This window comes from Nocardioides soli, from assembly GCF_014191495.1.
In the GTDB taxonomy this organism is placed as follows: domain Bacteria; phylum Actinomycetota; class Actinomycetes; order Propionibacteriales; family Nocardioidaceae; genus Nocardioides; species Nocardioides soli.
Map to the genome: position 1 here is coordinate 458,417 of NZ_JACHWR010000001.1, position 26,904 is coordinate 485,320.

Consider the following 26,904-nt stretch of genomic DNA (forward strand, 5'->3'; position numbering starts at 1 on the left):
TCACATCCCACGCGCCGCCGAGAATCTCCGTCCAGATTAGTGCATATCGGATCTGGTATCGGACGTAAGTACGCCGTCGCTGATCACAACCTCGCCGTCCAGCTCCAGTGTCGAGTGCTGCATCACGCAGTCGAGATGGGCGACGGCGTCCACGGTGCCGCCGTACGCGATGGAGTTGCCGAGCGCGATGTGGGCGCTGCCGAGCGTGGACTCGGTCTCCATCGGCACGCCGCACACCCGGCCGTTGGGGTTCAGCCCGACCGAGACCTCGGCCAGGTTGTCCATCCGCGGGTCGGCGCAGCGCTCGATCATCTCGGTCAGCCGGCCGGCCTCGGCACCCTCCACGCCGCGCAGCCGCCCGTTCTCGAAGTGGAGCGCGACCTCTCCGGCCAGCGGGCCCTGACCCATGAACAGGAAGTCGGCGTCGATGACGACCACGCCCTGAGAGGTCGCCTCGACCGGGGCCGTGCCCGCCTCGACGTCCGGCGGTGCCATGTACTCCCCCAGCTCGCGGGCGACGCCGAACAGCGCGCGACCCGGCCGCTTCTCCACCGAGCCGGACAGGTCCGTGCCCGCGGGAGTCGTGAGCCGGTACGTCGTCGCCCGGCCCCAGGCCGCGGCGACGTGCTCGGTCAGTCCGCGCAGCGCGTCGAAGTCCACGTCGAGGGGCCCGGACAGCCGGAACGTGTCGGCACGCACGCCGGGCATGGCGAGGTAGCGCGTGCCGGCGGCCGTCGCCCGCTGGCGGGCCACGCTCGACCCGATGAACGTCGAGGTGAGCTCGATCGCCCCGGCGGCCGAGGCGAGCAGCGCGGCCACGGCCGCGGGGGGCTCGCTGCCCGGCACGACGTACCGCGGCACCCGCGCCACCACCGGGATGGCGCGCCGCTCCTCGAGGCCGCGGACGAGCGCCTCCAGCACGATCGGGTCGGTCTCCTCGTCGGCGAGCAGCACGATCTCCTCGCCGCTGGCGGTGGCCAGGCACTGGTCGAGGACCCGGCCGACCGTGACCTCGGGCAGGGCGGTCACGAACCGATGACCTCGTCGTAGGCCTTGCGGAAGTTGCGCACGGTCTTCATCCGGTCCTCCCCCAGCGGGAACACCGACACTCCGTCGACACCCAGGTCCCTCATGTTGCGCAGGTGCTCCTTCGCGCGGTCGAGGTCGCCGGCGAGCGCCATCCGGTGGACGAAGTCGTCGGGCAGGAGCCGAGCGGCGGCGGCCGCCTCCTGGAACTCGCCGCCCTCGTACATGGAGCGGACCTGCTGGATCAGGTCGGTCGACAGGCCGGCCATCTCGCAGTACACCGGCGCCGTCTGGGGGAACCACGCGGCGATCGTGCGGCCCGCATCGAGGGCCGCGTCGGTGTCGTCGTCGATGGCGCCGTAGGCGAAGACGGTGATCTTCGGGCGGGCGCTGCGGCCGGCCTCCTCCACCCCGCGGTCGATGTGGTCGATCGCCCACTGCAGCCCCTCGGGGTGGAGACCCGCGAGGAGGACCACGCCGTCGGCGACCCGGCCCGCGAGCTGCAGCGTCTTGGGACCGCTCGCCGACATGTAGACCGGCATCGAGGTCGGTCCCGGCTCGCGCATGTGGGCGTCCACGAGGGAGAACCCGTCGCCCTCGTAGTCGACGTGCTTGCCGGTCCAGATCTCGCGGATCGCCTCGATCGCCCCCTCGAGCCGGGCCAGCCTGGCCGGCTTCTCGCCGAGCGAGAGCAACGGCCGGTCCCCGGCGCCGATCCCCATCACGGCGCGGCCGCCCGCCAGCTCGTTGATGGTGGCGAAGGCGGTCGCGGTGACGGCGGGGTGCCGGCTGACCGGGTTCGTGACGGCGGTGCCGAGCTGGAGGCCGCTGGTCCGGCGCGCCGCCAGCGCGAGGTAGACGTAGACGTACCGGGCGTGCAACGAGGAGTCGGTCAGCCAGAGCTCCTCGAACCGCATGCCCTCGATGTCGTCGACCATCCCCTCGAAGACCTCGGGGGGGTCGACCGGCTGCAGTGCGACACCGCTCTTGATGGACATCATTCCTCCAGGTGTGTGTAGGTGACGATGGTCTCGGTCAGGGCGCGCAGCCCACGCCCGATCGGCTCGACGTCGATCCATTCCGCCTCGGTGTGCGTCAGCTCGCCGGTGGTGATCCCCAGCGTGACCGCCGGGATGCCCCGAGCGTAGGCGGCGTTGGCGTCCGTGCTGGCGGCCGTGAGACGGGCCGACTCCCCCGCGGCCTCCAGTCCCGCGACGGCCGCGGCGACGAGCGGGTGGTCGGGCTCGATGCTGCCCGCCGGCCGGCTACCGATCACGTCGAGCGCACAGGTCACGCCCTGCCTCTCGCAGTTCTCCCGGATCAGCTCCGTCGCGGTCGCCACGAGCCGGTCCAGGTCGTCCTGGGACTCCGCTCGCAGGTCCAGCTGGAGACGCAGCGCGCGGGCCCGGGCGTTGATCGACTCGCCGCCGGCCACGGTGCCGACGTTGACGCTGGTCCGGCCCGCCGGCCTCGCCATGGCGTCGAGGTCTGCGATGATCCGACCGCCCACGTGCACCACGCTCGGGTGGTGGGCGTCCTCCCAGGCGTGCCCGCCGGGACCGGTCAGGGAGACCTCGATCCGGTGCGACCCGACGCCGATCGTGTTGACCCGCCCCAGGTAGTTGCCCTCCAGGGCGATCAGCGCGCCGACCGGACGGTCCGCGCGGCCGAGGGCGGCGGTGACGCCGCGCAGGTTGCCGAGGCCCTCCTCGCCGACGGTGGCGACGAGCCGCACCGGGACCGGCAGCCGCTCCGGCAGCACCGCGTGCAGGGCCGACAGCGCTGCCACCGCGACCGTGTCGTCCCCGACGCCGGGGCCCACCAGCCGGCCGCCGATCCGCTCGGTCCGATGGACCACGTCGCGAGCGAACACGGTGTCGAGGTGGGCGGCGATCACGAGTGCCGGCCCGCTGCCCGGGCGCAGCTCGGCCCAGACGTTGCCGACGTCGTCCTGCTCCACGCCCGCCAGGCCGTCCTCGGCCCACCAGGCCAGCACGCGGTCGGCGCGGTCCTGCTCGTCGAGTGGCGGCGCCGGGATCCGGCACAGCTCGATCGTCCGCTCCAGGACCCGGCTCGCGAGGGACTCCCACGATGCGTCACTCATCGCTGCCGGCCTCCCGCGCGGGAACGGCGTCCAGGAGGCGCAGGCCGGCCCGGATCTCCGCGGTGTGCTCGCCGAGGGTCGGCGCGGGGCGGGGATAGCGCAACGGTCCGTCGACCCGCAGCGGAGGACCGATGTGCCGGTAGGCACGCTCGCCCTCGCCCTCGTCGCGCACCAGCCCGAGGTGGGACACCTGCGGGGAGGCGATCGCCTGCCGGAGGTCGCGGACCTGCGCCGCCGGCACCCCGGCCTCGGCGAATCGGGCGAGCCAGTCGGCCACATCGCGCCGTAGCAGCCGGTCCTCGACCTCGGCGACCAGGTCGTCGAGGTGGCGGACCCGGTCGGCGTTGGTCGCGAAGCGCGCGTCCACGAGCAACTCCGGGGCTCCGAGCACCTCGCAGAACCGCCGCCAGAGCGACTCGCTGCCGGCGCCGGCGACCACCAGCGAACCGTTGCCGGCCCGGAAGGCGCCGTACGGCGCGAAGGTCGGCGAGTGGCTGCCCATCGGCTGCGGCAGCTCGTCGTCCACGAACAGCGCCGGCGCGACGCTGGTGAAGCAGGCGAGCGCGAACTCCAGCAGCGAGGAGCTCACGTGGGCGCCGGTGCCGCCGCGCCCGCGGGCATAGAGGGCGCTGACGATCCCGAGCGCGCAGGAGATGGCGCTGCCGATGTCGAGGACGGGTACGCCGACCTTGACCGGGCCGGAGGACTCGGACCCGGTCACGCTCATGATCGCCCCCTCCGCCTGGAGGATCAGGTCGAAGCCACCCCGGGAGGAGTCGGGACCGGTCTGCCCGTACCCCGAGATCGAGCCGTAGACGAGATGAGGGTGCCGGTCCCGCACCGAGGCGGCGTCGAAGCCGATCCCGGCCAGCGAGTCGGGACGGCCGTTCTCCATGAACACGTCGGCGTCCGCCAGCAGGGCGTCGAGCTGCGCCCGGCCGGCCTCGGACCTCAGGTCCAGCACGATGCTCCGCTTGCCCGTGTTCAGGGCCTGGAAGAGCGCGCTCTCGCCGCCGGCGAAGGCGGTGCCCTGGGATCGGTACGGGTCGCCGTCCGGCTCGGCCTCGACCTTGACCACGTCGGCGCCCAGCCCGGCCAGCAGCATGGCCGCGTAGGAGCCGGACACGAACCTGGTCAGGTCGACGACGCGGACCCCCTCGAGGGGGCGCGCGGGTGCGGAGGATGCGGTCACCACGCCTGGGGCTCCCGGTACTCGCCGAAGACGGCGCGCATCTCGTCGGCGATCTCGCCGAGCGTGCACCCCGAGCGGGCACAGTGCAGCAGCGCCGGCATCGCGTTGTCGTCGCTCTTCAGCACCTCGCGGAGCGCCGACAGCGCCTCGGCGGCGGACTTCTCGTCGCGTGCGGCCAGCCTGCGGCGCAGGGTGCTGCGCTGCCGGTCGGCCGCCTCCACGTCGATCTCGAAGAGGGGCGGGGCCACCTCGTCGTCCTCGACGTACTTGTTCACGCCCACGCGGATCTTGGCGCCCTGCGCGACGTCGCGCTCGTACCGGTAGGCCGCCTCGGCGACCCACCGCTGCGGGATGCCCTCCGCGAGCATCGACACGTAGCCGCCGCCGGCGTCGATCTCCTCGACCAGCGCCCAGGCCCGCTCCTCGAGCGTGTCGGTGAGGGACTCCACGAAGTACGACCCGGCCAGCGGGTCCACCACCTTCGCGACGCCGGACTCGTGGGCGATGATCTGCTGGGTCCGCAGCGCCAGCCGCACCGACTCCTCGGTCGGGATCTCGAGCGCCTCGTCGTACCCCATCACGTGGATCGACTGCGCCCCGCCCAGCACCGCCGCCAGGCACTGCAGGGTGGACCGCACCACGTTGTTCAGCGGCTGCTGGGCGGTGAGCGTCGCCCCGGAGCAGCCGGAGAAGAACCGCAGCCGCGCCGAGGCCTCCTTGGTGGCCCCGAACCGCTCGGTCGCGATCCGGTGCCACATCCGACGCGCCGCCCGCACCTTGGCGGCCTCCTCGAACAGGTCGAGCTGGCTGGCGAAGTGGAACGAGAGCCGGGGCGCGAAGAAGTCGAAGTCCAGCCCACGAGCGCGGAACGCCTCGGAGTAGGCGACGGCCGAGGCCATGGTCAGCCCGACCTCCTGGATGGCGTCGCAGCCGGCCTCGCGGGCGTGGTACCCGGTGATCGAGATCCCGTTGAAGCGGGGCAGCTCGGCGGAGGCGTACTCGACGACGTCGGCGACCAGCCGGATCGAGTGGTCGGGCGGGAAGATGAAGGTCTTGCGGGCCAGGAACTCCTTGAGGATGTCGTTCTGCAGGGTTCCCGCGACGTCGGCCATCGCGGCTCCCTGCCGCTCCGCGGCGACGAGGTAGAACGCCAGGATGATGGGGGCGGTCGCGTTGATGGTGAAGTTCACCGAGAGCTGGTCGATCGGCAGTCCGTCGAAGACCATCTCCATGTCCTCGACCGTGTCGATGGCCACCCCGACGCGGCCCACCTCGGACGCGACCCGGTCGTCGGTGGAGTCGAAGCCCAGCTGCGTGGGCAGGTCGAAGGCGACACTGAGCGCGGTCTGTCCCTGGGACAGCAGGTACCGGTACCGGGCGTTCGTGTCGGCCGCGGAGCCGTACCCGGCGTACTGCCGCATCGACCAGAGGCGGCCGCGGTACATCGACTCGTAGGCGCCCCGCGTGAAGGGCGGGTGCCCGGGCTCCCCCAGCCGGTCGGGCAGGTCCGAGCCCACCGAGTCCTCGTCGTAGAACGGCCGGAGCTCGATACCCGAGTCGGTGAACAGGTCGGTCATGAAACGCCCCTCTTCTCGTCGACGATCCCGAGGACACCGCTCACGACGTCGCCCAGCGGCGTCCCCACGGGATAGACCGCCCGGGCGCCGATGCCCAACAGCTTCGGCACGTCCTGGGGCGGGATGGTGCCCCCCACGACGACGCTGACGTCGTCGAGCCCGGCCCGCCGGCACTCCGCGACCAGGGCCTCGGTGACCGCGAGGTGCACCCCCGAGAGCACGGAGAGGCCGATCACGTCGGCATCCTCCGCGACCGCTGCCGCCACCGCCTGCTCCGGGCTGACGTGCAGCCCGAGGTAGACGACCTCGGCTCCGGCATCGCGCAGCGCCATGCCGACGACCTTGACCCCTCGGTCGTGCCCGTCCAGACCCGGCTTGGCCAGGACCACCCGGGCCCGACCCGGTGCACTCACAGCCACCGGCCCCGACCTACTTCTTCTGCAGCGCGAGCGCGCCGAACGTGGTGTAGACCTGCGTGGCCTCGGCGAGGTCCTCCAGCGAGAGGTGCTCGTCGGGGCAGTACACGGGCTCGCCGCCGGGGCCGAAGATGATCGTGGGCACCTGGTCGCCGAAGCTCGCGGTGTCGCCGAGCCAGCCCGCGACCTGGAGCGGCGGCTCCGCGCCGCGCACCGACCGCACCGACTCGCGCATCAGCTCGACCACGGGGTCACCGGGCTTGGCCAGGTAGCCGGACTTGACGTCGACCAGCTCCACCTCGGCACGGAACCGGGGCTCGCGGGCCTGCGCGGCCGCCAGGCAGCGGTCGATCTCGGCTCGCACCTGGTCGACGGTCACCCCGGGCTGCGGCCGGCAGTCGACCCGGATCACGCACTCGTCCGGGATCATCGACGGGCCGCCGGGCGGGAGGCCGCCGTAGACGCGCCCGGGCGCCATGTACGTCTCGCCGCCGAAGAGGTCGACCACCCAGGTCTCGAGGTCGGGCAGCAGCGCCGATCGGTCGAGCTCGAGGATGGCGTGCGCCGCCAGGGCGTTCGCGTTGACCGCGAGCGGCTTGTGGCAGGTGTGCGCCGAGGTGCCGATGACCGTGATGTCGAAGTAGTAGCGGCCCCGGTGCCCGAGGAAGATCTCGTTGTCGGAGAGCTCGCCGAGCACGCAGTAGTCGGCGGAGTACTCCTCGAAGTAGCGGATCGAGCCGAGCTGGTCACCCATGTGGTCGGAGACCGCGGCCATGGCCAGCGTTCCCGAGATCGGGATGCCGGAGTCGCGCAGCGCCTCGATCGCGACGATCTGGCAGACCAGCGCCGCCTTCATGTCCATGATCCCGTGTCCGTAGATCGCCCCGTCGATCAGCTCGCCGGAGAACGGCGCGGTCTTGGACCAGCCGTGGGAGACGGGCTTGGTGTCCATGTGGCCGGTCATCACGACGCGAGGACCCGCGCCGAAGGACAGCTCGCCGATCGCGTTGGGCCGGTCGGGCAGGACGTCCTGCTGCCGCACGTCCTCGAACCCCGACGACTTCATGACGTCGACCAGGAACGCCGCCAGGGGCCCTTCCTCCCCGAGCACGGAGGGGATCCGGCACACCTCCTGGACCAGGGTGTGCAGCCGGTCGTAGTCGATCGACGCCAGAGCCCTGGCCGCCACTGGGTTCTCGCTGGTCATGCGCCCCTGCTTCCTTCGGTGATGGTTGAGATGTCCCATATTAGATCTCATATGCGATGTGTCAAGATGTGGCGAAGAGCGGGGATTCCACCAACGCATGGGATCCCCGCTCTCCGTCGGTCACACGAGGGTCGGCCACTCCTCGCCGCGGTAGGCCGAGTCCCAGAACATCCACTCGTACCTGGTGGCGGCGATCGCGATGTCGACGCCTCGCTGCCGCTCGACCTCCGCGACGTCCCGCGCCAGCACGTCGACGTCCGCCAGCACCCGTTCGACCTCGTCGAGGTAGTCCGACCCGGCGTAGCTGTCGATCCATCGCTGGTAGGTGGGATGGGGCGAGCCGGCCGCGACCAGGTGCCTGCCCACCTCGGCGTACACCCACATGCACGGCAGCACGGCACACAGGCCCTCGAAGAACGAGCCGGAGTGGACGCGCGCCGTCACGAAGTCGACGTACGCCGCCGCGGTCGGCGTCGGCAGCACCTCGGTCAGCACCCCTGCCGGCGCGTCGATCATGTCCACCAGCTCCGCATGGAGGCCCGACTCCGCCGTCACCGCCCCGGCCGCGTGCTGGAGCAGCGAGCGGGTCAACGCCATGTTCGGCGCCGTCGCGCTCAGCATCGCGAGGGAGCGGGCGTACTCGTTCACGTAGTACGTGTCCTGCGCGAGGAACCGGACGAACGCCTCGGGCGCCAGCTCCCCCGACGTCAGTCCCGTGATGAAGGGATGCTGGAGGATCTCGAGATGGATCGGCTCGATGGCCGACCAGAGCTCACCGGTCCACCCCGCACGCCTGACCTCGACCGTGGCGGTCATTCGGCATCGCCCCCGTCGGGGAGCATGTCGGTGTTGACCACGTTCGCGGCGTCGACTTCCTTCTCCAGCAGGTCGTTGTCGTACAGCCAGTCCGCGAGCGCCTGCCACTCGGCGACGTCCATCTGGCCGAAGCCGTCCTCGTTCGCCAGGAGCGGCGCGGTGAGGTCGATCATCTCCTTGAGGCTCTCGTCGCTGTACCCCTTGGCGACGCCCGAGATCGCCTCGAACGCGGCGTCGTGGTCCTCCTGGGCCTTGGCGTCGCCCTGGGCGAGACCGGCGAGGAACTTCCGGATCGTCTCCTGGTAGGCCTCGTCCTCCTCGAGCTTGCTGCGGTTGGCGATGAGCACGAGCTCGTCGTACTCCGGCACACCGGCCTCGCCCACGGCGTAGCCGACCGGGTCGACGCCGTTCTCGCGCAGCTCGACGCTCTCGATGTTCTGGTAGGCGCCGATGATCGCGTTCACCTTGCCGGAGATCATCGCCGGCGCGTAGCCCTGGTTGATGGACACGAACTTGATGTCGTCCTCGGTGAAGCCCTGCTGCTCGAGGGCGTAGGCCCACATCGCCTCGGACACGGGGTCACCCGAGGAGCCGATCGGCTTGCCCTTGAGGTCCCCCAGCTCCTGGACCTCGTCGGTGCGGTTCAGGATCAGCGAGTTCAGTGTGGTCGGGATCAGCGCGGCGACCGCCACCACGTCGAGACCCTGGGCGTCGGCGTTGATGACCGCGTTCGCGTAGGAGATGGCCAGCGGCATCTGCCCCAGGCTGACCATCTTCAGCGAGTCGGTGTTGTTGGAGGGCGGCTGGAACTTGACCTTGAGGTTCTCGTCCTCGAACGCTCCCATGTCCTGTGCGGTGTAGAGAGAGATGTGGTCCGGGTTGGGGAACCACTCCAGGAGCACGGTGACATTGCCGTCCGCCCCGGTGCTGGACGCATCGTCGCCGCAGGCGGTCAGGGCACCGGCGGCCAGCAACACGCTGGTCGCCAGCAGAGCGGCCCTCCGGCGGGTGTTGAGTTTCCTCATCTGCGGTCTTCCTTTCTTGCCCAAGGGCAGACGAACCGTTCGACGATCGAGACGGCCACGAAGAGGCTGATGGACATGAACGTGAGGATGAAGATCGCCACGAACACCATGTCCGTCTGCAGTTGCGAGGTGGCCTGGATCATCACGTAGCCCAGGCCGTCCAACGAGCCCGCGAACTCGCCGAAGACAGCACCGACCGAGGCGTAGGTCGCCGAGATCCTGAGGCCGGTGAAGAAGGAGGGAAGCGCGGCGGGGATCTCGACCCGCCGCAGGATGGCCCACCGACTGGCGTCCAGGGTGCGCATCACCTTGATGAGCTCCGGGTCGACGGAGGCGAGGCCGTGCATCGTGTTGACCACGATCGAGAAGAAGCAGATCAGCGCCACCACGATGACCTTCGGCATCAGCGTGTAGCCGAAGATGATCGCCAGCACCGGGGCGATGACCACGATCGGCACCGCCTGGGAACCGATCAGCAGCGGCATGAACGCCGTGCGCAGCACCGGAGACAGGTGGAGCGCCAACGCGATCGAGACCCCCACCACGATCGCCACGCCGAAGCCGATCAGCACCTCCGTGAGGGTGACGACGGTGGCGCTGGAGAACGTGTCCTCCCAGTTCTCGGAGGCGGACGCCCAGATCTCGCTCAGCGTGGGCAGGATGTAGTCCGGGACTCCGAACACGTCGCCGGCCATCTGCCACAGGATGCCGATGACGAGCAGGATGCCCGCGGGAGGCAGGATCCGCTTCACCGTCGCACCCAGCCAGCGTCGGCGGGAGCTGGGGTCGGCGTCCGACGTGGGGACGTCCGTGCCAGTCGAGGTCATGGTCTCCATCACCGTCATTCCGTCACCTCCAGAAGGGACAGGAGCTCGTCGCGCAGCTGTGCGAACTCCGGATGCCGGATCAGCTCCCGGCGACTCTCGGTCTGCGGCAGCCGGACGTCGATCTGCTGCACGATCCGCCCCGGACGTGCGCTCATCACCACGACGGTGTCGCCGAGCAGCAGCGCCTCCTCCACGTCGTGGGTGACCAGCACCGTGGTCCGCGGCGCCTCGTCCAGCGTGCGGCGCAGCCACTGCTGCAGGTCCGCGCGCGTGATCGAGTCGAGGGCGCCGAACGGCTCGTCGAACAGCAGCACGTCCTTGCCCGCAGCCATCGTCCGCAGGAAGGAGACGCGCTGCCGCATGCCGCCGGAGAGCTGGTGCGGGTACTTCTTCTCGAAGCCCGAGAGCCCGAACCGGTCGATCAGGTCGAGCACCTGCTCGCGAGCCGCGCGCTTCGAGGTGCCGTGGTTCTCCAGCGCGAGCGCGGCGTTGCCGGCCACGTCGCGCCAGGGCAGGAGCAGGTCGCGCTGGGGCATCCAGGCGCAGCGGGCGAGCCGCTCCTTCATCGTGGTGGCCCCCTCGACGCGCACCACGCCGTCCGTGGGGTCGGTGAGGCCACAGATCATCGAGAGGATGGTCGACTTGCCGCAGCCGCTCGGGCCGACGATCGACATCCGGCCGTGCCGCGGGAGGGACAGGCTCGCGCCGGACACGGCCACCGTCGAGCCGAACCGCTTCTCCACGTCGACCAGGTCAATGCCGACCGCATCCTGGTGTCGACCCGCCGCGGGGGCCTGGACTTCCGTTCCTGAGTGCATGACGCTCCGGGGGTTCAAGATTCGAGATCTGACATATGATGTGCGTCGATCATAGAGACGGCGGTCACACTTGACCAGCCCCTTCGCCACTCTCTTCGCGACCGTGGGCGATCGCCATCTCCCAGAACTCCCACTCCAGGCGGGTCGCGTCGCCGAAGATCCCGACCAGTCGGTCGCGCTGGGCCGGGTCCAGCCCCGCGACATCGGCATCCATGCGTCCCCGCATGCCGGCCTCCAGTTCGGCGTACTGGTCGCTGGCGAAGAACTCGAACCACTCGCGGTACACCGGGTGCGCGACCGCCCCGCCGATGTGCCGGCGCGCGATCTCGCCGTAGCTCCACGCGCACGGGAGGATCGCCGCCCCGATCGCCACGACGTCCGCAGTGCCCGCGACCGCGAGCAGGTACGACGTGTAGTTACGTGTGCCGGGCGCCATCACGACCTCCCGCGAGACGTGGTCACCGCTGAGGTCGCGCACCCGCGCCAGGAGCCTCTCGTTCTGCGGGATCTCGACGTCGACGATGTTGACCAGCGCGGCCGAGTACCGCCGCAGCTCGTCGTCGGAGCGCGACTTCGTCACCGCGCATGCGATCGCGCGGGCGTACTGCGGCAGGTACAGCAGGTTCTGCCCCACGTAGTACTGGTAGACGGGCGCCGGCAGCGTGCCGTCCGCCATGCCGCGGACGAAGGGGTGGTCCGGCAGCCGGTCCCACACGTCGGCCACCGCGTCGCGAGCGATGTCCGTGAATCCCCCACCAGGTCCGGAAGTCATCTCTCCTCCTGTATTGCATATTGAATATGATTCGCCGACCATAGGTTCACCGCGGTGCACCGTCAATGGCTGCGCCCCTGATCCGGAGGAACACATGCGCACCTTGATCCTGGGCAATCCGGTCGTGGCACTGGGTGATCCGGCACTGGGCGACACCGATCTCATCGAGGACGGCGCGGTGATCGTGCAGGACGAGGCCATCGTGGAGGTGGGCCCGCGGGAGCTGCTGGAGCAGCACGGCCCCTTCGACCAGGTGCTCGGCGGGCCGGACAGCATCGTGATGCCGGGCCTCATCAACGGGCACTACCACTCAGAGCTGTCCGTCGGCCCCGGCCACTACCAGTACATCTTCGAGCAGGCCAACGTGCACGTGCACGGCGGCTACGGACCCGCACTGGAGCACGACCTCTACCTGATCGCCCAGCACTCGATCGCCGCCATGATCAGGGGCGGCCAGACCTCGGCGGTCGACATGTACTACGGCCGGCCGTCGGTTCCCCACTTCGGCACCGAGCCGGTGCTACGCGCCTATGCCGACAGCGGCTTCCGGGTGGCGTTCGGACTGGTGTCCCGGGACCAGCACGTCTACGCCCACGAGGCGGACGACTGCTTCCTCAAGCGGCTGCCGCCGGCGCTCGCGGCCGAGGTGAGGGCCTCGCCGATGGGCTACGCCTGGCCGCTCGACGAGGTGTTCGCGACGTACGACCACCTGGCCCGGACGTGGGACGGGTACGACGGCCGGATCCGCACCGTGCTGGCGCCGGACTGGACCCCCGCCTGCTCCGACGAGCTCTACCAGCGGTGCCGGCGGCTCGCGGACGAGTACGACACCGGCATCACCTCGCACGTGCTGGAGACCCGCGCCGAGATGCACTTCAGCCACCAGCGCTACGGCATGTCCGCCCTCGAGCGGCTGGACCGCCTCGGCGTCCTCGGACCGGACATGGTGTGTGCCCACTTCGTCTGGGTCACCGACGACGAGCTGCGGATCTTCGCCGACAGCGGCGCGGTGGCGTCCAACAACCCCGGATCGAACCTGCGGCTCTCCGCGGGCGTGGCCCGGATCCGCGACATCATGGCCGCGGGCGGCCGGGTGATGTTCGGCACCGACGGGATCTCGTTCAACGACGACGAGGACATGTTCACCGAGATCCGCCTGGGCTCCTACCTCTACCGCGACCCCCGCGACTTCGAGCACGTCCGGGCCGACAGCGCCGCCCTCCTCCGCTCGGCCGGCGAGAACGGCGCGCGGGCGATCCGTCAGGAGGGCCGGGTCGGGCGCCTGGCGCCGGGGCTGCTCGCCGACCTCCTGATCCTCGACCGCACCCGCATCACGAGTCCGGCCGGCCGCTACGACGACACCCCGTTCCTGGACCTGCTGGTCGACCGCGCCCAGCGCCACGACCTGCGGAGCGTGATGATCCACGGCCGGCTGGTGATGAGCGATAGGGTCCTCACCACCATCGACGAGGCGCACCTGCGCAGCGAGCTGGAGGAGGCGCTGCGGCACCGGGTGTACCGCCCGGACCCCACGACCCGGCGCCACCAGGAGCTCGGCCACCTGGTCAGCGGGGTGCTGCCGGACATCTACCGCCCGGCGTACGAGCGCGAGGTCATGCCGGCCGCCGTGTTCAACGCCCGGGCGGTGCCGCGGGGCTGAACGCCTCCGGCCGGATGTGGCCGGAGGCGACGGCCCCGCGGCGCCGGGTCACCACTTGTGCATCGTGCCGTTGGCGATGTTGTCGTACATGCCGATGTGGGTGTAGAAGTTCATCGCGCCGAACAGGAGCAGCACGACGCCGCCGATGGCCCAGGCCCACACGGCCCACCGCAGCAGGTGGAGCCGGCCGCTCCACAGGGCGATCGCGAAGATCAGGGCACCGACGGCCACGATCCCCCACAGGCCGCCGAGGAACAGCGCCTCGAGGATCGGCAGGTGCCCGAACCGGCCGCTGATCGGCTCCTCCGGCGGGGCCGCTCCGAGCTGGAACCGCACGAACGTGATGGCCAGGGCGGCCATGCCCAGGCCGAGCGCGCCGACGAAGATCCCCACGGGCTTGAAGGCGGCCAGCATCGTCGCGTTGGCCTCCTCGACCTCGCCCTCGATCTCGCCGGTCAGGAAGCTGCGGTGCCGCCACAGGTACACCGCCGCGAACAGCAGCAGGGCGCCGAAGCCGGCGGCCGGCTGCCCGAAGGCGATGTTGGCGTACTCGAAGCCGCCGCCCCCGAAGGGCCAGGTCACGGTGGTGTGCAGTCCCAGCACCAGCAGGAGCAGGCCGGTGACACCGAAGAACCCTGCCCATGCCTCACTGTCGATGCGCTTGTTACGGAGCAGGTCGGCCAGGAACAGCGCGAACCCGATCAGGCCCGCGCCGGCCGTAATCGCCACCAGCTCGTTGTAGACGATCACGTCGTCTCCTTCCTCAGCGTGGATCGTAGAATCATTGATGATTCAACTATTGAGGGAAGGTCCCGGTCGCCGGTTCTATTCCGCCTCAGCCCCCGCACCGGCTCGTCTTCCCCAAGGCTGGCGATGAGCGCCCCGGTGCGCCTGGAGTTCGGTGGACACGTCAGCACCCTCCTCCCCCGTCCCGACGATCGGCCAGCCGGACCATGCCAGCACCGAGCCCGCACCGCCGCGGCGCCGCCGCGCTCACCGTGGCGCTCACCGTGGCGCTCACCGCCGCCCTGGCGCTCGCACCACTGCCCGGCGGCGGCGATGCGGCCGGGGTGGCGGCCAGTCAGGCGGCCGGCACCGCGACCGGCCGCACCGCGGTCACCGTCGTCGTTCGTCGCTGTCGCAGCTGCACCATCCAGCCGGTCCGCTACGTCCCCAGCGAAGGGGCGGACCCGTGGTGGGGGCCGGTCCGGCACCTCGACTCCGCCCGGCAGGTCACCCTCCACCTGCCCACCGCCCGGACGCACGGTCTGACCTTCTTCGTCGACGCACCCTGGCACGGGGCCGACGACGTCGCCGCGCTCGCGGCCCTCCGCTACCGCGGCAGGTCCCCCGGCGACGCGGTCACCGCGGCCGATGCCCGCACCACCCACCGTGCCACTCCCTGCTGGGCCGGCACCGACCAGCCGGCCGCGCGGATCGTCATCCGGGTCGACAGATTCCCCACGCGCACCGCCTTCACGGGACAGCGCACGCACCACCCGCGTGCCTACGCGCCCCGCACCCTCGAGACCTGGCCGCCGATGGCACGTGCCTACCGGGGCTCTCTGGGCGCCCAGGACGCCTATGCCTGCACGCCACCGGCCCCGCCTGAGCCACCCGGCGCCCGACGGGGTCGCCGCGCCGGCGCCGTCACGCGGCTCGTCGTCCGCACCCGTGGCTGCGCGGCCTGCCAGCTCACCCTGGCCCAATGGACCTCCGTCACCAGGCGTCCGTGGCGCACGGGCACCCGCACGGTCCAGCACGGCCGGGCCCGGTTCACGATCCCGACCCGCCGCACCCACGGCCTGCAGATCGCGGTGACCGCACCCTGGCGAGGGGTCACCGGCGACCAGACCTTCGCCGTGCTCCGCTACGGCGGGCATCCTCCCGGCAGCACGGTCGGCTTCCGGACCGCCCGCCAGCAGCACCTCGGCTCAGCGTGCTGGGCCGGCACCGATGCGCGTCGCGCGACCCTGCGCCTCGCCGTACGACGGGTCCGCGTCTACGCACCCATCTCCGACACTCGGGTGCCCGGCGAGCTTGCGTGGACGCCGCGACAGCACCGCACCTGGAACCCGATGCGCGAGGTGGCCCACGGCGTGTACGGGTCCGAGGAGCTCACCGTCTGCACCGCACCCTGACCTCGCTCGCCCGCGGGTGGCGCCAGGCTTCGTCGTACCCGACCTGAGTGTCGTGGACCTGGCGACTTGGGAGCAGATTCGTCAGGTGCGTGCGCCCCCGCCCGAGATGACGAAGAGGCCCTGGCCAGCATGTCTGCTGATCAGGGCCTCTTCGGCTCTGTACCCCCGACCGGATTCGAACCGGCGCTACCGCCTTGAGAGGGCGGCGTGCTAGGCCGCTACACAACGGGGGCTCTGCTCGACCGAACTTCCGTCGAGCAACCTGCGAAACTCTAGCGTTCGCTGTCGTTCGCACAAAATCGCCGCCCCCTGGGCGGCGATCTCGCTGGGATACTAGGACTCGAACCTAGACTAACTGAACCAGAATCAGTCGTGCTGCCAATTACACCATATCCCACTGCTCTACTAGAGATTCAGCAGAGTCCAGCGCTCGGCCCTCGCGGACCAGCCGCGCGAACCGATTCGAAACCTTACACAAGACCGCTGCGGCCGACCAAAACGCCAGGTTTCGCGGCGGTTTCGGTGGTTGGGCGCACCCTCAGGCGGCGCGCGAACCACACCACGAGACCCAGGTAGACCAGCGACTGGGTGAGGGTGACGGGGATCGTCCACCAGTCCCCGCCGGACGGGTTCAGGGTGGACGCCATGTCGCTGAAGGCCAGCGCGAGACCGAACGCCAGCCAGTTGTTGAGCACGTGCATGGCGATGCCGGCCTCGAGCCCTCCGGTGAGTACGACGGCCAGGCCGGCGACCACGCCGAACGCGAACCGGTCGAAGAAGATCGGCGCGCTCTGGCCGCCGTGGGCGAGCGCGAACAGTAGGGCGGGGAAGAGCACGGCCGCCCACCGCTGGCCGAAGACGTTGCCGAACGCCTGGGTGAGGTAGCCGCGGAACGCGTACTCCTCCCCCGCCGCCTGCAGCGGCGTGAGCAGCACCACGACCAGCAGGAAGTCGCGGGTCGTCGACGTGAAGTCGTTGAGCTCGCCGCTGATCTCCGCGCCCCCGCCCGAGGCCGGCACGACCGCCGAGACGAGCAGCGTGGCGACCAGGGCGATGCCCGACAGCCCGAAGCACACCAGCATCCAGCGCCAGCGGATCCGCGGCCCGACCGACGCCAGCCAACCCGGTCGGAGCCCGTGGAAGACCCGGGTCAGCAGCCAGGCCACGAGGATCGCGCAGGCGAGGGTGACGTTGAGGTAGGCCAGCCCCAGAGGCGTCGGGTCGTCGAGGTCGAGCATCCGGCTCAGCCCGTCGGTGACGTCGCGCCCGGCCAGCGCCAGGCCGATCGCGAACGGGACCTGCACCAGCACCGGCACGATCACGACGAAGCAGGCGATCAGCGCCAGCACACCGACGATCGGGCGCCAGACTCCGGGCCGGCCGCCGCGCTGCACCAGGTGGTACGGCAGCCCCGGGGGCTCGGCCGTCTCGGCGCCCACGTGGTCAGGCCAGCGCGCTCTGGAGCCGGCGCAGCGAGCGCTCGCGGCCGAGCAGCTCCATCGACTCGAACAGCGGCGGTGAGACCCGGCGGCCGGTCACGGCGACCCGCACCGGACCGAACGCGTTGCGCGGCTTGAGCCCCATCGCCTCGACGAGCTCGGCCTGGAGCGCGTCCTGGATGGCGGCCGTCGACCACTCGGAGAGACCCTCGAGCCGGAGCATCGCGCGACGTACGACGGCGCGCCCGTCGTCGTTGAGAAGCTTCTCGGCGTCGGTGGGGTCGACCTCGAAGTCGGCGTCCGCCACGAAGAGGAAGCCGAGCATGTCGACGGCCTCGGTCAGCTTGTTGATCCGCTCGGCGACCAGCGGCATCGCCTGCTCGAGCAGCTGCGCGTCGGCGTCGCCGACCGGGTCGGAGACCACGCCCGCGGACTTCAGGAAGGGCAGCACCCGGTCGGTCAGGTCGTCGAGCGACAGCAGCCGCAGGTGGGAGGCGTTGATCGCCTCGGCCTTCTTGAGGTCGAAGCGGGCCGGGTTGGGGTTCACGTCGCCGATGTCGAACGCCGCGACCATCTCCTCCATCGTGAAGACGTCGCGGTCGGCGGCGATCGCCCAGCCCAGCAGGGCGAGGTAGTTGAGCAGCCCCTCGGCCAGGAACCCCTGGTCGCGGTAGGCGAGCGCGTGCGCCTCGGGGTCGCGCTTCGAGAGCTTCTTGTTGCCCTCGCCCATCACGTAGGGCAGGTGCCCGAACTCCGGCGTCTGCTTGGCGATGCCGAGCTCCTTGAGCGCGTCGTAGAGCGCGATCTGACGCGGCGTGCTCGACAGCAGGTCCTCCCCCCGGAGCACGTGGGTGATCTCCATGGAGGCGTCGTCGACCGGGTTGACCAGGGTGTAGAGCGGGTCGCCGTTGGCGCGGCACAGCGCGTAGTCGGGCACGAACTGGGTCTCGAAGGTCACCTCGCCGCGCACCAGGTCGGTCCAGGTGATCGAACCGTCGGGCATCCGGAACCGGACGACCGGGCGACGTCCCTCGGCCTCGAACGCCGACCGCTGCTCGGCGGAGAGGTCGCGGCAGAAGCCGTCGTACCCCATCACCTTCGAGCCGGAGGCCTTGCGGCGCGCGTCGACCTCCTCGTTGGAGCAGAAGCAGTCATAGGTGTACGACGAGGCCGCGAGCCTCGCGAGCGCGTCGCGGTAGATGTCGCTCCGCTCGCTCTGGAAGTACGGCGCATGCGGGCCGCCGACCTCGGGACCCTCGTCCCAGTCGAGGCCGAGCCAGCGCATCAGGTCGATGATCGCGTCGTAGGACTCCTGGGTGCTGCGCTCCCGGTCGGTGTCCTCGATGCGGAACACGAAGGTCCCGCCGTGATGGCGCGCGAACGCCCAGTTGAAGAGCGCCGTGCGCACCAGGCCCACGTGCGGGGAACCGGTGGGGCTGGGGGCCATGCGGACGCGAACAGTCACCTGGGTTGTCACCTTGCCTTGACGGGATTCGTGAGGGAGCCGAGACCGGAGATCGAGACCTCGACCTCGTCGCCGACGTTCATGGGACCGACGCCCTCGGGGGTGCCGGTGAGGATGACGTCGCCCGGGAGCAGCGTCATCACGCTGGAGACGTAGGCGACCAGCGTGGGGATGTCGAAGATCAGGTCGCTCGTGCTGCCGTCCTGCTGGAGGTCGCCGTTGAGGTGCGTCTGCACCCGGCGGCCCTCCGCGAAGTCGTGCGGGTCGAGGTCGGTCTCGATCCACGGCCCCAGCGGGCAGAACGAGTCGAAGCCCTTCGCCCGGGTCCACTGGCCGTCGCTGCGCTGCAGGTCGCGGGCGGTGACGTCGTTGGCGATCGTGTAGCCGTGGATGACGTCGGTCGCCTGCTCCGGCGGTACGTCGCGGCAGATCCGGCCGATCACGACCGCGAGCTCGCCCTCGTAGTGCAGGTCCTGCGTCTGCGGCGGGTAGAAGATCGGGTCGCCGGGGCCGACGACGCTGGTGTTCGGCTTGAGGAACATCAGCGGCTCCTGCGGCGCCTCGCCGCCCATCTCCGCGGCGTGGGCCGCGTAGTTCTTGCCGATCGCGACCACCTTGCTGCGCGGCAGCACCGGCGCCAGCAGACGCACGTCCTCGAGCCGGTGCTCCTGGTCGAGCAGCTTCACGCCGACGTACAGGGGGTCCCCGGCTAGGGCGACGACGACGCTGTCGGGGTCGGGCTGCCCGAGCTCGTCGAGCTCGCCGGTGACCACGCCGTACATCGGGTCCTCGCCCGTGGTGAATCTCGCGATGCGCACCCACCGAGCCTATCGACCCCGGCGCCGCCCGTAGTCGCCGCCGGTGATGCCGAAGAACTCCTCGAGAGTCTCGGTGTGGGTACGCCGCAGCTCCGCCGCGAGCGCGCGGCCGACGAAGCGCAGGTGCCAGGGCTCGGGCGAGTAGCCGGTGATCGCCGCCGTGCCGGGCCGGTAGCGGACCACGAACCCGAAGCGCCACGCGTTCTCGGCGAGCCAGCGACCGCCCGGCGTACCGGCGAAGCAGGGGTCGAAGTCGCAGCGCGGGCTCGTGGGCGTGACCAGGTCGACGGCCAGGCCGCTCTGGTGCTCGCTGTGGCCGGGCCGGGCCGACACCCGGTCGGCGGCGGCCCGGCCCCTGCTGGCGACGGCGTCGCCGTAGACGCCCTGCTGGTAGTCGTAGGACCGGAACGCGCTCGCGATCTTGAAGCCGAGCCCGCGCCGGTCGGCTGCTGCAAGCAGCGCGGTCAGCGGCCGGGCGGCCGGCGTCGCGACCTGGTAGCCGCGCACCAGCGAGATCTCGGGCCGGTAGTCCGGCGGCTCGATCGGGTGTGACTTGTTGACGACCACCCAGATGCTCCGCGGATCGGTCGTCGAGTGCCGCGACCGGTCGAACGGGGGCCGGACGGCCTTCTCCACCGGGAGCGCGGTGGGTGCCGGAGCGACGACCCGGCGGTCCGCCGGCCGCCCCTCGCCCGGGGAGGCGCAGGCGACCGCCAGCAGCAGGACCGGGACGCCGATCGCCGTAATCGTCCTCACGCCCCGATGACGGGTGCGACGCCGCCGCGGGTTGCATGCAACCCTGCTGAGGCCCGGACCCGTCAACCAGGTGGAGGAGGTGGCGTGCGCGACGACGAGCGGTCGACCCGGCGAGCGACGGAGTTCGTGGCGTTCACGCACGCCCACCGAGCCGACCTGGTGCGCACGGCCGCCCTGCTGTGCGCCGGTGACGAGGCATTCGCGGAGGACGTCGTGCAGACCACGCTGACCCGGCTCTACCTGTCGTGGCCGCGGGTACGACGCGCCGACAGCCCGCTCGCCTACGCCCGTCGCAGTCTGACCCACGTCTTCATCGACGAGGCACGCCGGGCGCACCGCCGCCGCGAGACGACGATGGCCGAGCCGGCGGACGCGCTGGGCACCGAGCCCGCGGCCGCGGACGCCGACCCGGCGCTGCGCGAGGCCATGCTCGCCGCCCTGGCGTCGCTCGGTCCCCGACAGCGCGCCGTCGTCGTGCTGCGCCACTGGCACGACCTCGACGTGGCCGAGACCGCCCGCGTCCTCGGCTGCTCCACGGGCACCGTGAAGTCGCAGAACGCCCGGGCCCTGGCCCACCTGCGCACGCACCTCGGTGCCCTCGACCCGACCCTGGAGGTGTCCTGATGTGCCCGACCGACGATCTCAAGCGCGCGCTCGGCTCCGTCGCCGACGCCGAGCGTCCGGTGGCCGACCCGGCGGCCGACCTCGCCCGGGCCCGCTCGGCGGCGAGCGCCCGCACCCGCCGGCGGCTCCGGCTCGGGCTGACCGGCGCGACGACCGCGGTGGTGCTCTGCGTGGGCGCGGCGCTGGTGCTCGACCGAGCGCCGTCGGACCCCGGCACCGCCACGTCGGTGCCCGACGCCCCATCGTCGGGTGTCCGACTGGTGGCCGAGCGGTTCGAGGCGACGCCGTACACCTTCGACCTGACGCCGGAGGGCTGGTCGGTGCAGGCGCAGCGGCCGGCCGCCGTGACGATCGCGCCCGACGACGGGTCGACGTCGAGCAGCCCCGACGACTTCGCCGGCAAGCTGGTCATCCTCTTCGACGGCAACCGGCCGTCCGGACGCCAGCTCGAACACGAGGGCCGGCTCTTCTGGGTGTCCGGCGACTCCGGCTACACGGCCCTCGCCACCCGCACGCGCGACGACGAGCCCGCGGGGGTGGTGCGGATCCAGTACCCCGACGGCGCGGGCTGGGACCTCGACTCGATGGTCGCCTTCCTCGCCAGCGTGCACGTCGGCCCCGGCGCCCGGCAGGGCTTGGGCTAGCCCGGACCCGCTGACCTACCCTGAGCCGGTGCAGGAGATGGACCGGGCCTCGTGGGAGGCGCGCGCGGCGGCCCATGCGGCGCGCGTCGACGCGTTCGTCCGCCCGCATCTCGCGCGCCGCGAGGCCCGGGTCAAGCACCCCGTGCACGACTTCCTCTTCACCTACTACTCCCAACGGCCCGCCCAGCTGCGGCGCTGGCACCCCGGGTACGGCGTACGGCTGCTCGACGCCCCGGAGTACGCCTCACTCAAGGGGTACGCCGACGGCGCGGTCACGCCGGCGTACGTCGAGTCGCAGCGCCCGCTGCTCGCGGCGCTGCTGCGCCTGCTGCGGGCGACCGCCGGCCGGCCGGCCAACCTCGGCTGCTTCGGGATGCACGAGTGGGCCATGGTCTATCGGATCTCCGAGGACCGCACGCGCCATCCGGACTGGCCCCTGCGGCTCGGGCCCGCCGGCACCGACGCGGTCGTCGAGTCGCACCGGATCGCCTGCTCGCACTTCGATGCCTACCGCTTCTTCACACCCGCGGCCGCGCCGCTGAACACGCTGGCGCCGGCCGCCCACGACCGCGCCGACTTCGAGCAGCCGGGCTGCCTGCACGCCGGCATGGACCTCTACAAGCACGCCTTCCGGCTCACGCCGATGGTCGACTCCGACCTGGTCGCCGAATGCTTCGAGCTCGCCTGGGACATCCGGGTGCTCGACATGCGCGCCGCGCCGTACGACCTCGCCGACCTCGGTCTCGTGCCCGTCGAGGTCGAGACGGCCGCCGGGAAGGCGGAGTACGCCGAGGCGCAGCGCGGCTTCGCCGAGCGCGGTGCGCCACTGCGGACGCGGCTGATCGAGGAGTGCGAGCGGCTGCTGGCGGTTGCGAACGAAGGACGTTCGGCCCTGCTCGCGGAGACACCGGCGACCTAGTGGCCATCACCGGAAGCTCTTCGGGTGGCCCGCACCCCGGGCACGCACCTCGCTGCGTTACCGTCGCTTGCTGGACAAACAAGTAGAGCCGCGCTCCGGCGCCTTGCGATGCACGCACCCCGAGCGCGGGCCACCCCCGAGGAACTTCCAGCGACGACCACTAGCGTGGAGGCATGGCGAGGCCCGTGCCGCAGTGCCCGATCCGGATCGGTGACGCGTGCTCGCTCTGCGTGCCCGGCGCCACCGGACCGGAGGACTGCCCCCTCGTCGCCGAGGTGATGCGCGACCCGGAGCTGCGCGCCCGGCTGGCCGAGCTGCGGCGGGAGGCGGCGGCCGCCCGCTGACCGGGTGCTCCCGGGCTAATGTCGTCGCCATGCGCCTCGGACGACCGCTGCTCCCCGCGCTCCTGGGTCTGGTGCTCGCCGGATCACTGACCCCGGCCGCGCACGCGGACCCGCGGTGGGAGTTCTACACCAGCGACCGGACCCGCTACGAGTCCCCGTGGTTCCAGGGCGCGCACCGGATCATGATCCGCTTCGGCTGCACCGCGGCGCCCTACTACGCCCCCGACCCGCGCTGTCGGGCCGGCCGCGGCTTCCACCACGGCCTCGACATCGCGATGCCGTGCGGCACTCCCCTGTACGCCGGGCGCCGGTTCCGGGTCGTCTCGAACGAGACGCTCGGCGCGGCGTACGGCGTGCACCCCCTGCTGCTGCGCAACCGCAGGCTGGGCTGGGATCTGGTGATCGGGCACACCCGCCGCGTCTACGTGCGCGAGGGACAGGTCGTGCGCCGTGGGGCGATGTTCGCCCGCGCCGGCGACAGCGGCGCCCCCGACGGCTGCCACCTGCACTTCGAGAGGCGTGCGGTCGGCGGTGGACTGTCCACCGCCGTCCAGCCGCGAGCGCTGCTCGGCCTGGCCCCGGCGCGCGGCTGATCAGCCGACCCGCGCCTGCGCCCGGATCCCGTCGAGGATCAGCGTGAGGCCGTCCCCGAAGTCGGAGTGCTCGCGCGGCGGGCCGCCGATCGCCCCCGCCGAGCCGGCCTGCAGGTGGGTCTGCTCGTCGACGACGTGACCGAAGGTGAAGTGCAGCAGCGCCCCGGCCGCGGTCGGCACCAGCGCCGGGTCCAGGCCCGCGCCGCCCAGGGCGTCGACGATCTCGTCGTACGGCGTGGCGCCGCCCAGCCCGAACGACCGCACGGTCGCGACGAGCTCGGCGCCGTCCCGGTAGGCGAGCAGCGCGTCGCGCAGCTCGGTGCACACCGACTCGACCCGGGCGTCCCAGGGTTCGGGGCGCGGCCCCCGGCGACCGCGGGCGAGGATCTCGTCGGCGACGGCGGCGAGCAGCTCCTGCTTGTTGCCGAAGTGGTGGTAGAGCGCGCTGGGCTGGACGCCGAGCTCGGTGCCGAGCCGGCGCATCGTCAGGTCGGCGAGCCCGTAGCCGTCGAGCACGACGAGCGCCCGGTCCACGATGTCGGTGCGGCGGTAGCGCACGTCACATCCTCCCTACTGGCCGGGAACCGTTGACCCCGGCAGAGCTCGAACCCTAACCTGAACGCCGTTCACCTGACCAGCGTTCAGGTGCGGAGCCGAAGGAACTGAGCATGACCATGGCCGAGACCCCCGCCTCCCCCGAGGTCACCAGCGCGGCGCCCCGGCGCCGGTCCACCGCGACCGACGTCGCCCTGGTTGCGGCGTTCGCCGCCCTGATCGCCGCCTGCACCGTCATCGGCGGCGTCCCGGTCGGCGGTGCCGGCGTCGACATCACCCTGCAGACCTTCGGCGTCCTGCTCGCCGGCTGCGTGCTCGGGGCGGCCCGCGGGTTCCTCGCGGTCGTGGTCTACCTGGTGCTCGGAGCCATCGGGCTGCCCGTCTTCGCCGGGCACACCGGCGGGCTCTCGGCGTTCACCGGCGTCTCGGCCGGCTACCTGTGGTCCTTCCCGGTCGCGGCGCTGCTCGCCGGATTCCTGGTGCAGTACGTCTTCCGCGCCCGCCGCACCCGCGCGGCGTTCGTGTTCGTCGCGGCGATGGCCGGCACCGCGCTCAACCACGCCTGCGGCATCGTGGGCATGAAGCTCTACCTCGACTCGACCTGGGAGCAGGCGATCAAGTTCGACGCGCCGTTCTGGGTCGGCGACATCGTCAAGGCGCTCCTGGTCGCGATCGTCGCGGCCGAGGTGCACCGGGCGTTCCCGCGCCTGCTCGGCCGCTGAGCCGTCGGGCCACGATGGCCAGGATCGAGCTCGACTCGGCGTCCGTCACGGCGCCGGGCGCCGACGGCGACCTCACCATCCTGGAGCCGACGACCCGGACGCTCACCGAGCAGCGGATCGGCGTGATCGGCGCCAACGGCTCGGGCAAGTCGACCCTCGTCCGGCTGCTCAACGGGCTGGTCAGCCCGTCCACGGGCCGGGTGCTCGTGGACGGGCTCGACGTCGCCCGCCAGGGTGCCGCGGTCCGCCGTCGGGTGGGCTTCTGCTTCACCGACCCGGCCGCCCAGCTCGTGATGCCGACGTGCGTCGAGGACGTCGAGCTGTCGTTGCGCCGGTCGGTGCGCGACGCGGGCGAGCGCCGCCGTCGCGCGCTGGAGGTGCTCGACCGCTACGGCCTGGCGGCGCAGGCCGACCTCAGCGTGCACAGCCTCTCCGGCGGGCAGCGCCAGCTGCTCGCGCTGGCCGGCGTGCTGGCCACCGGGCCGTCCGTCCTGATCGCCGACGAGCCCACGACCCTGCTCGACCTCGCCAACACCCGCCGCGTCGCCGACGTCCTCTTCGGGCTCGAGCAGCAGCTGGTGCTGGTCACCCACGACCTCGAGCTCGTGCGTCGGTGCGAGCGCGTGCTCGTGGTCGAGCGGGCCCGTGTGCGGTACGACGGGCCCGCCGACGCCGCCGTGGCCGACTACCTCTCGACGGTGCCGGGGTGAGCGCGTGAACCCGGCGTACCTCTTCGGTGTCTACCAGCCCGGCACCACGGTGCTGCACCGCGCCTGGGTCGGCGCCAAGGTCGGCGCGCTCGCGGTCTTCAGCCTCGCGGTGGTGCTGGTGCGCAGCATGCCGGCGTCGTTCGGCTTCCTCGCGATCGCCGTGCTGGCCGCCGCCGTTGCCCGGGTCGACCTGCGCCTGCTGGTCCGGTCGCTGCGACCGGTGCTGGTGGTCGCGGTGATCTTCGCCGCCCTCCAGTGGCTGCTCTACGGGCCGGTCAAGGCGGCCGAGACGCTGGTCGACCTGCTCGCGCTGGCGCTCGCCGCGATCGTGGTCAGCAGCACGACCCCGGTCAACGCGATGCTCGACGCGCTGATCCGCTGGATCCGGCCGCTGCGGCGGGTCGGCGTCGACCCCGAGCGCGTCGCCCTCACCGTCGGCCTCGCGATCCAGGCGCTGCCCGGCACCGTCGCGCTGGCGATCGAGACCCGCGACGCGGCCCGGGCCCGCGGCGTACGACACCCGCGGGCGTTCCTGTCGCCCTTCGTGATCCGGGTGGTCGCCCGTGCCCACGAGACCGGCGACGCCCTGCACGCGCGCGGCATCGGCGACGACTGACGCCGCTCGGCCTCAGCCCTGGCCGTGCTCGGCCAGCCACGCCTGCGCGCGTCGCTTCGAGGCCCGCGCGAGCCACGCGTCCTGCACCACCTCGGCCACCTCGTCGCGGCTGAGCTCGCCGATCCGGCTGGCCCGCAGCAGCACCGACGGGTGCCCGTTGAAGTGCGGGGTGGTGAAGTACGGCGTCGACTCGTCGAGCACCATCGCCTGCTTGTCGGCCTCGGAGGCGACCCAGAACACGATCACGTCGGCGTACCGCTCCCCCGTCTCGGGGTCGAACGCGTCGGGCCGCGGCGTGCGGAAGAAGACGAACGACCTCCGGCCGACCTGGTAGACGGGGCGCTCGGCCGTGGTGCCCTCGGCGATCTCGACGTGCGGCATCCCGAGGGCGATCTCGTGGACGTCCTCGACCCGCGCCCGGCGCGCCGCTCGGCTCATCGGCTCATCCGGAGTAGGGCACCTCGGTCTGCCAGTCGGCCTCGACCTGGCGGGCGGCGTCCCAGAGGACCTCGGCGACGCGGTCGGGTGTGAACGGCCCCTCGCTGGCGAGGGTGCCGCGCACGGTCACCGAGACCGCCCGGATGCCGTCGGGCCGCAGGGTGGCGTCGAGGCTGTGCACGAGGTTGCGGACGCCGGCCTTCTGCACGCCCAGCGACGCCGCCCGGTGCCACGGCTTGTCGGCGGCCATGCTGCCGGTGACGGTGATCCGGCCGCCCGCGGTCAGGTAGGGCCGGGCCGCCTGCGCGCTCGTGAGCAGAGCACCCACGCCGAGCGCGACGTCGGCGAGCAGCTCCTCGACGGTCAGCTCCAGCGGGTCCTTCTCCCGGAAGGCGCTCGGGTTGAAGTGCAGCACGTCGATGCGCCCGGTGTGCTCGCCGAAGCGACGGATCGCGGCGGTCGTCGCCTCGACGTCGGTCACGTCGGCGACCGCGTGGCCGACGGTCGCGCCGAGCTCCTCGAGCTCGCCGGCCAGCCGCCGGAGCTGCTCCTCGTCGATGCCGAGCAGCGCCACGTCGTATCCCTCCCGCGCGTAGCGCCTCGCCAGCGAGCCGCTCACACCCGGGCCTGCTCCGACAACGACGATCACGGGACGAGTCATGGGCTCACCGTAGCCGCCG

Annotated in this window: 30 protein-coding genes and 2 tRNA genes; 10 read left to right on the top strand and 22 right to left on the bottom strand. The window is 71.8% G+C overall.

The features are described 5' to 3' along the window. Positions 1-36: 36 nt before the first annotated feature. The 12 genes from FHU40_RS02225 to tenA (FHU40_RS02280) all read right to left on the bottom strand — a co-directional run bounded on the left by FHU40_RS02225 (position 37) and on the right by tenA (FHU40_RS02280) (position 11,780). Positions 37-1,029, bottom strand: coding sequence for a 2,5-dihydroxypyridine 5,6-dioxygenase NicX family protein (locus tag FHU40_RS02225; protein WP_183590656.1), 993 nt, complete (start codon positions 1,027-1,029; stop codon positions 37-39). Beyond that, on the bottom strand, positions 1,026-2,024 hold the full coding sequence (locus FHU40_RS02230) for an LLM class flavin-dependent oxidoreductase (RefSeq protein WP_183590657.1): 999 nt from the start codon (positions 2,022-2,024) through the stop codon (positions 1,026-1,028). Before FHU40_RS02230 ends, FHU40_RS02225 begins: the two co-directional genes overlap by 4 nt. Then, positions 2,024-3,130, bottom strand: coding sequence for a M20/M25/M40 family metallo-hydrolase (locus FHU40_RS02235; protein WP_183590658.1), 1,107 nt, complete (start codon positions 3,128-3,130; stop codon positions 2,024-2,026). Before FHU40_RS02235 ends, FHU40_RS02230 begins: the two co-directional genes overlap by 1 nt. Continuing rightward, complete coding sequence (locus FHU40_RS02240; protein ID WP_183590659.1) at positions 3,123-4,322, bottom strand: CoA transferase; 1,200 nt, start codon at positions 4,320-4,322, stop codon at positions 3,123-3,125. Before FHU40_RS02240 ends, FHU40_RS02235 begins: the two co-directional genes overlap by 8 nt. Further along, positions 4,319-5,899, bottom strand: a complete 1,581-nt coding sequence (locus tag FHU40_RS02245; protein ID WP_183590660.1) for an acyl-CoA mutase large subunit family protein — start codon at positions 5,897-5,899, stop codon at positions 4,319-4,321. The genes FHU40_RS02240 and FHU40_RS02245 overlap by 4 nt, the downstream gene beginning before the upstream one ends. Beyond that, positions 5,896-6,318, bottom strand: coding sequence for a cobalamin-dependent protein (locus tag FHU40_RS02250; RefSeq protein WP_183590661.1), 423 nt, complete (start codon positions 6,316-6,318; stop codon positions 5,896-5,898). Before FHU40_RS02250 ends, FHU40_RS02245 begins: the two co-directional genes overlap by 4 nt. A gap of 10 nt (positions 6,319-6,328) precedes the next feature. Then, positions 6,329-7,522 (bottom strand): M20 family metallopeptidase, encoded by a 1,194-nt coding sequence (locus tag FHU40_RS02255; protein WP_183590662.1) that lies wholly within the window; start codon positions 7,520-7,522, stop codon positions 6,329-6,331. Positions 7,523-7,642: 120 nt separating this feature from the next. After that, positions 7,643-8,338 (bottom strand): thiaminase II, encoded by a 696-nt coding sequence (gene tenA, locus FHU40_RS02260; protein WP_183590663.1) that lies wholly within the window; start codon positions 8,336-8,338, stop codon positions 7,643-7,645. Then, entirely contained in the window at positions 8,335-9,363 is a 1,029-nt protein-coding gene (locus FHU40_RS02265) for an ABC transporter substrate-binding protein (protein ID WP_183590664.1), read from the bottom strand. The genes tenA (FHU40_RS02260) and FHU40_RS02265 overlap by 4 nt, the downstream gene beginning before the upstream one ends. After that, entirely contained in the window at positions 9,360-10,208 is an 849-nt protein-coding gene (locus FHU40_RS02270) for an ABC transporter permease (protein ID WP_215527036.1), read from the bottom strand. Before FHU40_RS02270 ends, FHU40_RS02265 begins: the two co-directional genes overlap by 4 nt. Continuing rightward, the gene (locus FHU40_RS02275) at positions 10,205-10,933 is read right to left on the bottom strand and encodes an ABC transporter ATP-binding protein (protein ID WP_215527035.1); all 729 of its coding nucleotides are present in this window, start codon (positions 10,931-10,933) and stop codon (positions 10,205-10,207) included. Before FHU40_RS02275 ends, FHU40_RS02270 begins: the two co-directional genes overlap by 4 nt. Positions 10,934-11,072: 139 nt before the next feature. After that, the gene (gene tenA, locus FHU40_RS02280) at positions 11,073-11,780 is read right to left on the bottom strand and encodes a thiaminase II (protein WP_183590666.1); all 708 of its coding nucleotides are present in this window, start codon (positions 11,778-11,780) and stop codon (positions 11,073-11,075) included. Between the two features lie 94 nt (positions 11,781-11,874). Between tenA (FHU40_RS02280) and FHU40_RS02285 the strand changes: the two genes are divergently transcribed. Next, positions 11,875-13,440 carry an amidohydrolase family protein gene (locus FHU40_RS02285; RefSeq protein ID WP_183590667.1) on the top strand — a complete coding sequence of 522 codons (1,566 nt, stop codon included), beginning with the start codon at positions 11,875-11,877 and terminating at the stop codon, positions 13,438-13,440. A gap of 48 nt (positions 13,441-13,488) precedes the next feature. On the opposite strand, the gene FHU40_RS02290 is transcribed toward FHU40_RS02285, so the two are convergent. Then, on the bottom strand, positions 13,489-14,190 hold the full coding sequence (locus tag FHU40_RS02290; protein WP_183590668.1) for a DUF981 family protein: 702 nt from the start codon (positions 14,188-14,190) through the stop codon (positions 13,489-13,491). 203 nt (positions 14,191-14,393) lie between these two features. Here FHU40_RS02290 and FHU40_RS02295 point away from each other — a divergent pair, with 203 nt between their 5' ends. Beyond that, positions 14,394-15,581 (top strand): hypothetical protein, encoded by a 1,188-nt coding sequence (locus tag FHU40_RS02295; RefSeq protein WP_183590669.1) that lies wholly within the window; start codon positions 14,394-14,396, stop codon positions 15,579-15,581. A 160-nt stretch (positions 15,582-15,741) separates the two neighbouring features. On the opposite strand, the gene FHU40_RS02300 is transcribed toward FHU40_RS02295, so the two are convergent. The 6 genes from FHU40_RS02300 to FHU40_RS02325 all read right to left on the bottom strand — a co-directional run bounded on the left by FHU40_RS02300 (position 15,742) and on the right by FHU40_RS02325 (position 20,059). After that, a tRNA-Glu gene (locus FHU40_RS02300) sits at positions 15,742-15,814 on the bottom strand. A gap of 92 nt (positions 15,815-15,906) precedes the next feature. Further along, positions 15,907-15,978: transfer RNA gene (locus tag FHU40_RS02305), tRNA-Gln, on the bottom strand. 73 nt (positions 15,979-16,051) lie between these two features. Then, positions 16,052-17,020 carry a CPBP family glutamic-type intramembrane protease gene (locus FHU40_RS02310; protein WP_183590670.1) on the bottom strand — a complete coding sequence of 323 codons (969 nt, stop codon included), beginning with the start codon at positions 17,018-17,020 and terminating at the stop codon, positions 16,052-16,054. A gap of 4 nt (positions 17,021-17,024) precedes the next feature. Beyond that, positions 17,025-18,467: a glutamate--tRNA ligase gene (gene gltX, locus FHU40_RS02315; RefSeq protein WP_221199486.1), complete on the bottom strand. Its 1,443-nt coding sequence runs from the start codon at positions 18,465-18,467 to the stop codon at positions 17,025-17,027. Between the two features lie 26 nt (positions 18,468-18,493). Continuing rightward, a complete protein-coding gene (locus tag FHU40_RS02320; protein ID WP_183590672.1) occupies positions 18,494-19,303 on the bottom strand; it encodes a fumarylacetoacetate hydrolase family protein in 810 nt (269 codons plus the stop codon). Between the two features lie 9 nt (positions 19,304-19,312). Continuing rightward, on the bottom strand, positions 19,313-20,059 hold the full coding sequence (locus FHU40_RS02325) for a D-alanyl-D-alanine carboxypeptidase family protein (protein ID WP_183590673.1): 747 nt from the start codon (positions 20,057-20,059) through the stop codon (positions 19,313-19,315). An 84-nt stretch (positions 20,060-20,143) separates the two neighbouring features. Here FHU40_RS02325 and FHU40_RS02330 point away from each other — a divergent pair, with 84 nt between their 5' ends. The 5 genes from FHU40_RS02330 to FHU40_RS02350 all read left to right on the top strand — a co-directional run bounded on the left by FHU40_RS02330 (position 20,144) and on the right by FHU40_RS02350 (position 23,183). Beyond that, entirely contained in the window at positions 20,144-20,683 is a 540-nt protein-coding gene (locus FHU40_RS02330) for a SigE family RNA polymerase sigma factor (RefSeq protein WP_343057682.1), read from the top strand. Beyond that, positions 20,683-21,327 carry a hypothetical protein gene (locus FHU40_RS02335; RefSeq protein WP_183590675.1) on the top strand — a complete coding sequence of 215 codons (645 nt, stop codon included), beginning with the start codon at positions 20,683-20,685 and terminating at the stop codon, positions 21,325-21,327. Before FHU40_RS02330 ends, FHU40_RS02335 begins: the two co-directional genes overlap by 1 nt. Positions 21,328-21,364: 37 nt before the next feature. Beyond that, positions 21,365-22,246, top strand: a complete 882-nt coding sequence (locus tag FHU40_RS02340) for a 3-methyladenine DNA glycosylase (RefSeq protein ID WP_183592153.1) — start codon at positions 21,365-21,367, stop codon at positions 22,244-22,246. A 173-nt stretch (positions 22,247-22,419) separates the two neighbouring features. After that, positions 22,420-22,590: a DUF6767 domain-containing protein gene (locus FHU40_RS02345; protein ID WP_183590676.1), complete on the top strand. Its 171-nt coding sequence runs from the start codon at positions 22,420-22,422 to the stop codon at positions 22,588-22,590. 29 nt (positions 22,591-22,619) lie between these two features. Continuing rightward, positions 22,620-23,183: a M23 family metallopeptidase gene (locus FHU40_RS02350; protein ID WP_183590677.1), complete on the top strand. Its 564-nt coding sequence runs from the start codon at positions 22,620-22,622 to the stop codon at positions 23,181-23,183. On the opposite strand, the gene FHU40_RS02355 is transcribed toward FHU40_RS02350, so the two are convergent. After that, the gene (locus FHU40_RS02355) at positions 23,184-23,741 is read right to left on the bottom strand and encodes a TetR/AcrR family transcriptional regulator C-terminal domain-containing protein (RefSeq protein WP_183590678.1); all 558 of its coding nucleotides are present in this window, start codon (positions 23,739-23,741) and stop codon (positions 23,184-23,186) included. Positions 23,742-23,851: 110 nt separating this feature from the next. On the opposite strand from FHU40_RS02355, the gene FHU40_RS02360 reads away from it, so the two are divergent. Genes FHU40_RS02360 through FHU40_RS02370 form a run of 3 tightly spaced genes read left to right on the top strand, consistent with a single transcriptional unit; the run spans position 23,852 to position 25,786 of the window. After that, complete coding sequence (locus tag FHU40_RS02360) at positions 23,852-24,460, top strand: biotin transporter BioY (protein ID WP_183590679.1); 609 nt, start codon at positions 23,852-23,854, stop codon at positions 24,458-24,460. A 14-nt stretch (positions 24,461-24,474) separates the two neighbouring features. After that, positions 24,475-25,170, top strand: coding sequence for an energy-coupling factor ABC transporter ATP-binding protein (locus tag FHU40_RS02365; RefSeq protein WP_183590680.1), 696 nt, complete (start codon positions 24,475-24,477; stop codon positions 25,168-25,170). 4 nt (positions 25,171-25,174) lie between these two features. Continuing rightward, positions 25,175-25,786, top strand: a complete 612-nt coding sequence (locus FHU40_RS02370) for an energy-coupling factor transporter transmembrane component T family protein (RefSeq protein ID WP_183590681.1) — start codon at positions 25,175-25,177, stop codon at positions 25,784-25,786. A gap of 12 nt (positions 25,787-25,798) precedes the next feature. Here the strand turns inward: FHU40_RS02370 and FHU40_RS02375 are convergent, their stop codons facing one another. Next, positions 25,799-26,224: an MmcQ/YjbR family DNA-binding protein gene (locus tag FHU40_RS02375; protein WP_183590682.1), complete on the bottom strand. Its 426-nt coding sequence runs from the start codon at positions 26,222-26,224 to the stop codon at positions 25,799-25,801. Between the two features lie 4 nt (positions 26,225-26,228). Continuing rightward, a complete protein-coding gene (locus FHU40_RS02380) occupies positions 26,229-26,885 on the bottom strand; it encodes an SDR family oxidoreductase (RefSeq protein WP_183590683.1) in 657 nt (218 codons plus the stop codon). Positions 26,886-26,904 lie beyond the last annotated feature (19 nt).